Annotated in this window: 8 protein-coding genes; all 8 read right to left on the bottom strand. The window is 68.4% G+C overall.

The features are described 5' to 3' along the window. Window positions 1-50: 50 nt before the first annotated feature. The gene (locus tag AC1ROD_RS05440; protein ID WP_492947232.1) at window positions 51-1046 is read right to left on the bottom strand and encodes an AAA family ATPase; all 996 of its coding nucleotides are present in this window, start codon (window positions 1044-1046) and stop codon (window positions 51-53) included. Window positions 1047-1095: 49 nt separating this feature from the next. Further along, complete coding sequence (locus AC1ROD_RS05435) at window positions 1096-1809, bottom strand: DUF4159 domain-containing protein (protein ID WP_492947231.1); 714 nt, start codon at window positions 1807-1809, stop codon at window positions 1096-1098. 34 nt (window positions 1810-1843) lie between these two features. Beyond that, window positions 1844-3178 carry a TldD/PmbA family protein gene (locus AC1ROD_RS05430; RefSeq protein WP_492947230.1) on the bottom strand — a complete coding sequence of 445 codons (1335 nt, stop codon included), beginning with the start codon at window positions 3176-3178 and terminating at the stop codon, window positions 1844-1846. A 23-nt stretch (window positions 3179-3201) separates the two neighbouring features. Further along, the gene (locus AC1ROD_RS05425) at window positions 3202-4839 is read right to left on the bottom strand and encodes a TldD/PmbA family protein (RefSeq protein ID WP_492947229.1); all 1638 of its coding nucleotides are present in this window, start codon (window positions 4837-4839) and stop codon (window positions 3202-3204) included. A 202-nt stretch (window positions 4840-5041) separates the two neighbouring features. Continuing rightward, window positions 5042-7885 (bottom strand): TonB-dependent receptor plug domain-containing protein, encoded by a 2844-nt coding sequence (locus tag AC1ROD_RS05420; RefSeq protein ID WP_492947228.1) that lies wholly within the window; start codon window positions 7883-7885, stop codon window positions 5042-5044. A 179-nt stretch (window positions 7886-8064) separates the two neighbouring features. Continuing rightward, entirely contained in the window at window positions 8065-9198 is a 1134-nt protein-coding gene (locus AC1ROD_RS05415; protein ID WP_492947227.1) for a lactonase family protein, read from the bottom strand. Further along, window positions 9195-10856 carry an MFS transporter gene (locus AC1ROD_RS05410; protein WP_492947226.1) on the bottom strand — a complete coding sequence of 554 codons (1662 nt, stop codon included), beginning with the start codon at window positions 10854-10856 and terminating at the stop codon, window positions 9195-9197. Before AC1ROD_RS05410 ends, AC1ROD_RS05415 begins: the two co-directional genes overlap by 4 nt. Further along, entirely contained in the window at window positions 10853-11737 is an 885-nt protein-coding gene (locus AC1ROD_RS05405) for a substrate-binding domain-containing protein (RefSeq protein ID WP_492947225.1), read from the bottom strand. Before AC1ROD_RS05405 ends, AC1ROD_RS05410 begins: the two co-directional genes overlap by 4 nt. Between the last annotated feature and the right edge of the window lie 13 nt (window positions 11738-11750).

The following is an 11750-nucleotide window of genomic DNA, read 5'->3' as shown; positions in this document are numbered from 1 at the left end:
CTCCGCACGTCTGGAGGAATGAGGTCGGTCACGCGGGGGCAGCCTTTGGATCAGGCGGGCATGGGAACGGCGCGGACGAGGGCGGCGACCACGTCGTCGGCGCTGCGGCCCTCGGCCTCGGCGGCGAAGGACAGCAGCAGGCGGTGGCGCATGACCGGGGCCGACAGGGCGACGATGTCCTCACGCGTGGCGGCGAGACGGCCCTGCAGCAGGGCGCGAGCCTTGGCGGCGAGGATCAGCGACTGGCCGGCGCGCGGACCGGCGCCCCATTTGACGTATTTGCGGACCTCTTCCGGCGCGCCCTCGCCCGGGCGGCTGGCGCGAACAATGCGGGTGACCCAGCTGAGCAGGGCGTCGGAGAAATGCACCTCGCGGACCAAGGCCTGGAGCGCCAGGACCTCTTCGCCCTTCATCACGGCGGGGACGGCGCCGGTCTTCGCCCCGGTCGTCTGGGCGAGGATGTCGCGCTCTTCCTGCTCGGTCGGATATTCGACGCGGATGTGCAGCAGGAAGCGGTCGAGCTGGGCCTCCGGCAGCGGATAGGTGCCGGCCTGCTCCAGCGGGTTCTGGGTGGCCAGGACGAAGAAGGGCTTGGGCAGGACGTGGGTCACGCCGCCGTAGCTGACGGTCTTTTCCTGCATGGCCTCCAGCAGGGCCGCCTGGGTCTTGGGCGGGGTGCGGTTCAGCTCGTCGGCGAGCAGCAGGTTGGTGAAGACCGGACCGGGCTGGAAGCGGAAGCTGCGGTGGCCGGTGCCGTGATCCTCTTCCAGCAGTTCGGTGCCGAGGATGTCGCTGGGCATCAGGTCCGGAGTGAACTGGACGCGGCGGAACTCCAGCTTGAGCGCCTCGCCGAGCGAGCGGACGAGCAGGGTCTTGCCAAGGCCCGGCACGCCCTCCAGCAGGCAGTGGCCGCCGGCGAGCAGGCCGATCAACAGCTGTTCGACGACGTCCTGCTGGCCGACGATGGCCTGGGCGATGGCGGTGCGGAGATCACCCAGACGCGCGAGCTGCGCCTTGATGTCGGCTTCGGAGAGGGTGTCGGTCATGGCGGGTCCCGGGGAGGGGCTGAAGCAAACTGGAGAAGGAAAACGGTAGTCAGGAACTGAGGGCGTACATCACGATGTTGACGCCGAAGCGGGTGTTGTCGACGGCGAGGAAGCGCTTGTTGCGCCAGTCGTAGTCCCACTCGCAGCCGTAGTCCTTGTTGGAATAGAGGACGCCGAGGCGGCCATTGATCTCGATGCCCTTGAGGTAGTCGTGGACGAGGTCGTCGCCCCAGCCGTTGAGCTCGAGCCCCGTATTGGGCGGGCCGTCCTCGAAGGTGAAGAAGCTGCGGTAGATGGGATGGGTCTTGGGCAGGACCTTGAGCGCGGCCGGGCCGAAGATGGCGCGCATCTGGGCCTCGAACGAGCGGGCGAACAGGCCGTCGATATCGTGGTTGCAATCGTCGACGAAGACGAAGCCGCCGTTGCGGACATAGCGCTCGAAATTCTGCCGCTCCGCCTGGGAGAACTCCACCAGCTTGTGCCCGGCCAGATAGCAGAAGGGGGCGGTCAGCATGCGCGGGTCGGACAGGGGAATGACCCGCTCGGTCGGGTCGACGCGCAGGGTGGTGTAGTCGATCAGGGAGGTGATCAGGTTGGACGGCATGCGCTGGTCCACGTCCCAGTCGCCCGAGTCGTAGCGCAGCCGCGTGAACCAGAAATCGTAGCTGCCGGCCGAAGACGCGGCGGCGAAACGCGGAAGGGCGGACAGGGCGAGCCCGGCCAGCCCCCCTGCCCCCAACCGGAGAAACTGCGCCCGGTTCATGCCCTTTGATGGGCCTCCAACCGGGCTGTCGCCATCAGACGGCGTCCGAAAGCGAGGTGAAGGTGAAGTCGCGCAGCTTCATCGGCGGCAGGTACATGACATTGCCGCCCTCGTCGGCCGAGACGCGCACCGGGCGGCCCAGCTCCTCGACGTTGTTGAGCATGATCACCGGCGATTCATTGAAGCGGAAGTTCTTGATCGGGTGCTTGATCTGGCCGTCCTCGATGTAGAACGTGCCGTCGCGGGTCAGGCCGGTCAGCAGCACGGTCTGCGGGTCGACCATGCGGATGTACCAGGTGCGGGTGACCAGGATGCCGCGCTGGGTGGTGCGGACCAGATCGGCCGTCGACTTGTCGCCGCCGGTCATGATCAGGTTGCCCGGACCGGCCAGCGCCGTCTTGCCCTGCTTCTGGGCCCAGTAGCGCGAGTAGTTCAGGTTCGAGATCTTGCCGTTCTCGACGATCTGCATGCGCTCGCGCGCCATGCCCTCGTCATCCCACGGATAGACGGCGGCGTTGGGGTAGGACGGGTCGGTGAAGAAGTTGACCTCGGGCCCATAGACCTGTTCGCCGGTCTTGTTGCCGCCGCCCGCCTTGGACAGGAAGCTGCGGCCCTCGTCCGCCGAACGGGCGTCGAAGAAGTTCATCATGAAGCCGATCAGGCCGGCGGCCGCGGCGGGCTCCAGGATGACGGTGTATTTGCCGGGCTCGAGCGCCTGGGCGTCGGCGGAGGCGGCCGCCTTGCGCATGGCGATGCGCACATCGTCGCCGGCCTTGAACGCAGCGACGTCCTGGACGTTGTCGCCGACCCAGCCCGAGCCGCGGCCGTCAGCGGTGCGGACGGTGCAGGTGTAGTCCGACGTCGTCGCAGTCTGATAGCCGTAGTTGCCCTTGGAGTTCAGGAAGGCCACGAAGCCGGTCGTGTCTTCCAGATAGCCCGCGGCGATCAGGTTTTCGGACTTGCACGGCCCGATCGAGTCGGCCGCCACCTTGGCCCGGTACTCGGGGGTGATGGCCGCGGTCGACGCGCTGAAGGTCGGGGTGGGAACGAAGGTCTGTTTGTCGACCGCCGGCATGAACTCGGGGTTCTCGGGCGCCAGCTTGGCCAGCTCCTCGGCCCGTTTGACCACGCGCTCCAGCGAGGCGTCATCGAACTGGTTGATGGTGGCGACGCCGGTGCGCTTGCCGAAGGCCACCTGGACCGACAGTTCGACGTTGTCGACGATGCCGCTGGTCGAGACGTTGTTGAGGGCGAAGCGGACGTTGCCGCGCGTCGAGCCGGCCAGCTGGGCCGTGCACTCGTCGGCCGTGGACAGGGCCACGACCTTGGTGAGGATTGCCTTGGCTTCCGCCTCTGGAAGAATGCTCATCTGTCAGTCTCCTTGGTGCGCGATCAGCCGAGCGAACGGGCGGTGTTGATGACGTTGATGCCGTTGAAGCGCGCGGTCGAGGACCCGTGCGACACGGCGGAAACCTGGGCGGGCTGGCCCTTGCCGTCGAAGAACGAACCGCCGAGGCGGTAGTCGCTGGCGTCGCAGACGCCGGCGCAGGCGTTCCAGAACTCCGGCGTGCGGATCTGGTAGGCGACGTCCTCGATCTGGTGGGTGATCTGGCCGTTCTTGATCTCGTAGAAGAGCTCGCCGCCGAACTGGGCGTTGTAGCGCTGCTGGTCGATGGAGAAGGAGCCGTCGCCGATGATGTAGATGCCGTCCTCGACGTTGGAGATCATGTCCGCGACGCTCATCTTCTCCTTGCCGGCTTCCAGCGAGACGTTGGCCATGCGCTGGAACTGGACGTTGGACCAGCTGTCGGCATAGCAGCAACCGTCGGATTCGGTCTTGCCCTCGATATGGGCCTGGTCGCGGATGGCCTGATAGCCGACCAGCTTGCCGTCGCGGATCAGGTCCCACTTCTTGGTCTTCACGCCCTCGTCGTCATAGCCGACGTAGCCGAGGCTGCCCGGCTGGAGCTTGTCAGCGACGATGTTGACCTTGTCGCTGCCGTACTGGAAGTGCTCGGCCTTCTTGTCCATCGTGGCGAAGCTGGTGCCCGCGTAGTTGGCCTCGTAGCCGAGGACGCGGTCGAGCTCGAGCGGGTGGCCGACCGACTCGTGGATAGTCAGCCAGGTGTGGGACGGGTCGAGGACCAGGTCGTACTTGCCCGCCTTGACCGAAGGGGCCGTCAGCTTGGCCCGGGCCTGCTGGGCGGCCGCGATGGCGTCGGCGTGCATGTCGTAGGACTGGCCATAGACGGTGACGCCGTTGGGCAGAACGGTTTTGCCGGAGTCGGCGCCGTCCAGATATTCGTAGCCCAGACCCATCGGGGCCGAGAGGCCGTCGCGGCTGCGGAACTTGCCGGACGTCTTGTCGATGGCCGTCGCCGACATGGGGCACCAGATGCGGTGCACGTCCTGGTCGATGTAGGAGCCGTCGGTCGAGGCGAAATACTTCTGCTCGTTCACCAGGAAGAGCATGGACTGGAAGAAGTCGGCGCCGGCGCCCATGGCCGCGGCGTTGGTGCTGAGCAGAAGGTCGACCTTCTCCTTGATCGGCACTTCCATGGCGTTCTTGACGATGGGGGTGCGCCAGGAGACCTCGCCGACGCCGGGCGTCGGGGCCAGCTGGACCCGCTCGGTCAGGGTCGGGGCGTTGGCCTTGGCGATGGCCACCGCCTGGCGCGCGGCCTTGGCGATGGAATCGGCCGTCAGACTGTTGGTGGCGGCGAAGCCCCAGGCCCCGTCGGCGATGACGCGGACGCCGGCGCCGGTCGACTCGGTGTTGACGATGTTCTGGACGTTGGCTTCGCGGGTGATCACGAACTGGCGCAGATAGCGGCCGATGCGGACGTCGCAGTAGGTGGCGCCGGCGGCCTTGGCCGCGTTCATGGCGGCGTCGGCGAGGGTCTTCTTGACCGCGACGTCGAGGGTGGAGACCAGCTCCTCGGCGGCGATGGCCTGACCGCCGAACAGGGACGGAATGATCAGCCCCCCGGCGGCGATAGAGCCGAGAGACAGGAAGTCGCGTCTATGCATGGCTCGCCTCCGCCCGCTTTGTCGCGGGTCACGATCTGGGGATGAATGATGTCCTCGCCCCGGACCTGACCGGTTCGGGGAGCACGATCATTGCCGCCCAAACGGCGCGCGTCAAACCATGGTCACATTACAAGGAAGCAAGGTTCGGCCCCGCACCCCGGACGGGATGCGGGGCCGAAAGCCCATGGCGCAACTGGCGATTTCAGAGCTTGAAGCGCACACCCAGGGTGAAGTAGCGGCCCAGCACGTCGTCACCCATCGCATAGCCGTCGCGCAGGCCCGCCCGGGTGCCGTTCAGGGCATAGGCCCCGCCGGGCGCCTCGGCGTCGAACAGGTTGGAGACGTTGAGGAAGACCTCGGTCGAGCCCACCGGCGTCTCGGCCTGCCAGGACAGGTTGATGTTGGTGGTGGCGAAGGCGTCGAGGCGGTTGCCGGCCCAGACCTGGGAGGGATCGCCGCCCAGCTTCATCGTGTCGCGCCAGCGCTGCATCAGATCGACGGTCAGGTTCTCGACCGGCTGGAAGCGCAGCAGGGCGGTCAGGCGCAGGTCCGGACCGGCGGCGGCGCCGAGCGGCCCGAAGGCCACCCCGCCCTGATCGGTCGTCACGACGCCGGGCTGGGCATAGGTCACATGCGGCTGGTAGGCGGCGAGGAAGCGGAAGGCGGCCGGACGGTCGAACAGGGTCGCGGCGTAGTTGACCTCGAGGTCGGCGCCGTAGGTCTCGACCTCGGCGATGTTCATGTATTTGGTGTACCAGCGGGTCACGGCGTTGGAGGCCGCGGTCGAGGTGTAGTTGGTCGGTCGGACCTGCAGGGCGCAGAACTCCGACGTGCCGCCGCTGTCGTAGCAGGCCCGCTGATAGGCCGCCGTGGCGCCGTTGATCTGGGTCACCGCGTCCGAGATGGTGATGTGATAGCCGTCGAGCGCGATGCTGAGCCCGTCCATCGGCTTCCAGATGAAGCCCGCCGTCGAGGTGTCGCCGATCTCGGCCGTCAGGTTCGGGTTGGACAGGTCGGTCGAGGGCACGGTCGGGCTGGCGCCGGTCAGGAGGTCCTGGGTCGTCACCGGCACGGAGTTCACCGGGGCGAACAGCTCGTACAGGGTAGGCGCCCGGATATCGCGCGAGCGGGTGGCGCGCAGGCGGAAGGCGTCGTTGATCCGCCAGTCAGCCCCGATCTTCCAGGTCCAGTAGTCGCCGGAGGTGTCGTAGCTGGTGAAGCGGGCCGCGCCGTTCAGGCTGAACGCCTGCATGAAGGGGGCGTCGACGACCAGGGGCGCGTCGAACTCGAAGGCGACCTCCTTCACCGTCTGGCTGACCTCGGGGCTGGAGGCGTAGGTGTTGGCCCACAGGGCGCCGCCGGCGGTGCAGTTGTAGCGGATGCCGGTGCAGTCGACGACGGCGCTGGGCAGGGCGTCGCTGACCGAGGAGAAGCTGAGCTTGCGCCACTCGGCCGAGACGGCGACCGCGACCGGACCGGCCCAGGTGCTGAACGGCGAGCCGTCGATGTGGGCCGAGGCCGAGTCCATCACCGTCTGGGCCGAATAGTGGGTCGACTGCAGCACCCAGGCCAGGGCCTCGGCGCTGGCGGCGGTGGGCCCGAAGACGTTCAGCGGCACGCAGCCGTTGGCCAGGGTCGGATTGGTGACGGTGACCGAACAGGAGATGGTCGAACCGTTCTGAACCGCGTCCAGCGCCGCCGCGAGCCGCTGGTTGTTGACGTTGTTGTTCAGCGTCGTGTCCATGTCCGTGGTCCCGTGGACCAGGTCGAGGCTCCATTTCCAGCCGTCGCCGAAATCGCCGTTCAGCCCGCCCATATAGATCCACTGATCGGAATCGCTGACCGCCTCGAGCCGGCGCGCGCGCAGCAGCTCGCTGAGGCGGAACGTCGGCTGGAGCGCGGTGGCCAGCTGGGTGCGATAGGTCTGGGCCAGGAACGGGTTGCTGGAGCTCATCGTCACGTTCGTCAGGCGAACGTAGTCGGAGGCATTGGTGTTGGTCTTCAGGTTACCGCTGACCTGGGCGTAGGCGTGGATGTGGTCGGTGATGTCATAGTCGAAGCGGCCGAAGATCTGCTGCGACTCCAGGGCTGCGAGGAGCGACGAGTCATAGTAGCCGCCGTCGCCGCCGACCTCGAGCGCGGCCGAGCCGGTCGCGGTCCCGTGGACGATGGGGCGAAGGACGCCGTCGGTCGCGAAGGTCTGGCCGGTCAGGACGCCGCTGGTGATCAGGCCGCCGAACGGGAAGGTCGCCTGGCGCACGTCGCTGTAGAGGACATAGGGGTTGGCCGTGGTCCCGGCGCCGGCAACGCCCCACAGGTCCATGAAGTCGCGGTCGGAACGATAGGGGATGCCCTCGTCGTCGCGGTACTCATAGCTGCCCTCGACATGGGCGCGGCCGTCCAGAAGGCGGGTCCCGCCGGCGATGGAGAGGTTCTGCTTGGCCGCATCGCCCTGCCCCGAAAGGCCGGTGCTGACCGTGGCGCGCAGGCCGTTGAAATTCTTGTCGATGACGTAGTTGACCACGCCGCTGATGGCGTCCGAGCCATAGACAGCGGAGACGCCGCCGGTGACGGTGTCGACGCGCTGGACCAGGGCCTGGGGGATGACGTCGACGTCGACGACGCCGTTCAGCAGGGTCGGCGGCACCCGCAGGCCGTCGAGCAGGACCAGGGTCCGGTTGGCTCCGACGTTCCTGAGGTTCAGGGAGTTGGCGCCCGCATTGCCGGCGCCGACGCTGCCGGTCGAGGTCGGGTTGGAGCCCGAGCCGCGGTTGCCTGCGAAGACCGGCAGGATGGCGAGGGCGTCGGCCAGGGTGCCGGGCTGGACCCGCAGGGCCTCCTCGGTCGAGACCACGGTGACGGGCGACGGGCTGGCGTCGCCGTTCCTGATGACGCGCGAACCGGTGACCACGACGTCGCCGACGTCGGAGGCGTCATCCGCCGGGATCGGGTCTTGGGCCGGGGCGGTTTGCGCAAAGGCGGAACTTCCGAGGGCGGCAAGGCCGACGCCGGCGAGCAACGCGAGAATTCTGGACTGGGTCTTCACCTGATGGCCTTCCCGTTAGGCACAGGTAATCGCCATCAAAGACTTGATGTTTCCCCCGTGCGTTTCCTCGGCGGCTTTGGCCGCTCCTTGGACTGGACTATGCCAAGGCTGAAATCGGAGGGGTCTATTCAATTCGGGCGCGCGAACATTGGTTTCGTGTCCGCAAGCGTGCGGACACGTCAGAAGATGTGGACGTGCACCGGGGTCGGAGAGGCCAGGGCGCGGCCCGTGTCGGTCAGGCGGCCCGAACGAGGATCGACAGCGAAGACCCGGATCGCATTGGCGTCGCGGTTGGCGACCAGCAGCCAGCGCCCGTTCGGATGGATCGCGAAATGCCAGGGCTTGTCGCCGCCGGACGGCAGGGACTGGATCTGGGTCAAAGTCTTTGCGCGGCGGTCGACGGCGAAGACCACCAGACTGTTCTCGCCCCGGTTCGAGGCATAGACGAAGCGGCCGTCGCGGCTGACGGCGATCTCGGCCCCGCTGCCGGCGCCGGTGAAGCCCGGGCTGTTCAGGGAGACGGTCTGGCGATGGGTCAGAACCCCGGCGCGGGCGTCCCAGCCGAGGGTGTGGATCTCGGCCGTCAGCTCGCAGATCAGCCAGAGGGTCCGGCCGTCCGGATGGGCGGCGAGGTGACGCGGGCCACTGCCGGGCGGGGCGATATAGGGGGCGTTGGCGGCGGGATCGGCGACGGCGTATTTCTGCGCGGCGCTGTCGAAGGGCAGGATCCAGACGCGGTCGGCGCCGAGGTCTGCCATCAGGGCGAAGCGGCCTGAGGGATCGATCCAGCCGCCGTGCGGATGGGGCGCGGCCTGACGGCGGTGCGGGCCCGAGCCGGTCATGTGCAGGACCGAGGTCGGGGCGCCGGGGACGCCATCAGCGCCGACCGGGATGCTGGCTGAGGAGGCGCCGCCATAGTTGGCGGTGATCAGTGTCGAGGAGCGGCGGTCGAAGGCCAGATGGGTCGTGCCCCCTCCCCCCGCCCGCACGTCGCCGAGGCGGGTCAGGGCGCCCGACGCCGGCTCGACGCGGAAGGCGACCACCCCGCCCTGGCTGGCGCCGTCATTGCCCGCCTCATCGGTGAACCAGACCACCGGCAGGCGCGGGTGGCGCACCGCCCAGGTCGGGCGCAGGCCCTGGGCGACGGGACCGATGGCGGTCAGCTCGCCCGAGCGGGGATCGAAGCGGGCGGCGTGGACCGTGTCGCCCTGCATGCCGATGTAGACGAGGTCGGTGCGCGCCGCCGCGAGGACGGTCGCGGGCGTGGCGGCCGCTGCAACGGCGGCGACGATCAGGGTGCGGCGTTGGATCATGGCAGGAGGTCTCCCTGTTCGGCCGGTCGGGTCAGGGCCGGGCCCGAGGCGCGGCGGCGTCCGACCCAGCGGGTGATGACCGGCCCGGCGCCCTCGGGGTTGAGCTGGCGCAGCAGGTCGGAGTTGTCGCGGTCGGCGACGGTGCGGCGCTGGTTGTGGCGCAGATAGTCGGCCCAGGTGGCGACACGGTAGCTCTCGATCCAGCGGCCGGCGTCGCCGAGGTCCTGCCACAGCATCCAGTCGCGGGCGCCGTCGCGGCTGCGGATGCGCTGGCGCACGGTCATGGCGGCGAGGAAGTCGGCGATCCGCTCCGGGTCGGGGCGGTATTCGAGCTGGACCTGAACCGGGCCGTCGTCGGCGTCGATATCGATCTGGGTGGACGGTGCCTTCCAGCGGCCGAGCGGCTCGACCCGCAGATCCTCGAAGCGCGGCAGGGGCAGGAAGACGCCGATCACGCCCGCGACGGCCTGGGCGCCGCCCGCCGACAGCAGCGCCATGGAGACGCCGAAATGCTCGGCGACCCAGCCGAACAGGCCGCTGCCGACCGCCATCCCGGCGAAGGTCGCGGTCTGATAAAGCGCCAGCGACCGGGCGGTGACCCAGGCGGGCGCCGAGAGCTGGACGGTGGTGTTGTATGTCGAATGGGCCAGGACCCAGCCGGAGCCGCACAGGGCCGCGCCCAGACCCGCCAGAACCGGATGAGGGGCGAGGCCGAGGATGGCCAGACCACTGGCCAGACAGACCACGGCGACGAGGACGATCTGGTCCGGGGCCAGACGGGCGCGCAGGCGGCCGCCGATCCAGGCGCTGACGATGGCCCCGCCTCCGAAGGCGGCGAGCAGCAGGCCGTAGAGCATGGCGTTGCCGTGCATCTGCTGACGCGCCACGACGGGCAGCAGGGCGAAGACGGCGCTGGCCGAGAGCCCGGACAGGCCGCCGCGCACCACGGCGTTCCTGACGTTCGGGGCGTGGACGGCGTAGCGGACCCCGGCGGCCATGGCGGGCAGGATTTTCTCGCGCGGGGCGGTGCGCGGATGGCGGATCGGGGTCCAGCGGACCAGGGCGACGATGAAGGCGACGAAGCTGATGGCATTGGCGACGAAGGCTGTCGCCACCCCGGCCGCGACGACCAGGGCGCCGCCGAGCGCCGGGCCGACGGTGCGGGCCAGGTTGATGCTCATGCTGTTGAGCGCCACGGCCCGGCTGATCATGTCGCGGGGCAGGATGTCGCGCACCGAGGCCTGCCAGCACGGATTGTTCAGCGAGCCGAACATGGAGATGACGAAGGTCAGGGCCAGCAATGACCAGGGGGCGATCAGATGCGCCAGCGTCAGCCCGGCCAGCAGCACCGCCGTGACGAGCATGGCGATCTGGGACGTCAGCATGATCGTCCGCCGGTCGTAGTTGTCGGCCAGGGCCCCGCCCGCGAGGATGAACAGCACCGTCGGCAGGCTGATCGCCGTCTGGACCAGGGCGATGATCTGGGGCGAATGGGTCAGGCTGGCCATCAGCCAGGCCGCGCCGACGACCTGGATCTGACTGCCGAGATTGGAGGCGGCGTTGGCCGTCCACAGCTCGCGAAACTGACGGTAGCCCAGCGGAGACCCCGGAGGAGCTCTGGGCGCGGTCGGTTCGGAGGGGACGACCTGAGCCGTCACCCCAGGGCCGCAGTGGTGTCGTCGAACAGCTCGTCCACGCTGAGTTTGCGCGGGATGATCTTCTGTTCGAAGGCCCAGTCGATGGCCAGTTGCAGCCCCTTGCGGTTGGCCTCCAGCCCCATCGGCGGGAAGGGATCGGGCAGGCCGCCCTCGGTCAGGTCGCGGCTTTCGGTGATCATGCGATAGAGCTCGCGCACCACATCGGGCCGGTTCCTCGAGATGTCCTCGTGCACCACGAACATGTGGTTGATCGGCACGACCTGCTCGCGCGCGTACCAGCGCTTGGCCGCTTCGAACGGATCGGGCACCAGCCGTTGCACGCGCGGATCCTTGGGCAGGTCGACCCCCTGCAGGGTGGCGGCGAGCTCGCCGTCCAGCATCATCTGGCCGATATCCGAACCCTTGGGAAGGCGAACGCAGTTGGCCGGATCGGTGTATTCCTCGAGGTGGCCGTCGCCGACCGTCATCCAGGTCACCTTGTCCAGATCGACGCCGCACTCGTGCTGCAGGATGCCGCGCACCCAAAGGCCGGTCGTCTGGGCATAGGTGCGCACCCCGACCTGCTTGCCCTCGATGTCCCTGGGATCGAGCCAGCCCAGCTCCTTGTTGAAGCCGGCGCAGTGGTGCTGGAACCGGCCCGAGATCGGCGCAGGCAGGGCCACAAAAGGCTTTCCGTAGCATTTGGCCTGGAGGTAGGTGACGATCGCCAGCTCGCCGGCGTCATAGGCGCCCCGGCGCAGCATGTCCTTGAAGCCGTTCTGCGCCAGCTCGGGTCCCTGGAAGTCCAGCCGCACGATGTCGGACGTGACCCGCCCGTCCTTGAGCGCCCGGGTTTGAGGATAGTCCTGCACATTGGCGCGCAGGGTCAGCACGTCGCTCATCTTCGTCCCCCGT

This window comes from Brevundimonas sp. GW821-FHT12E07 (assembly GCF_058807035.1).
Note: the sequence above shows the minus strand (reverse complement) of the source record. Positions and strands in the feature narration are given on the sequence as shown.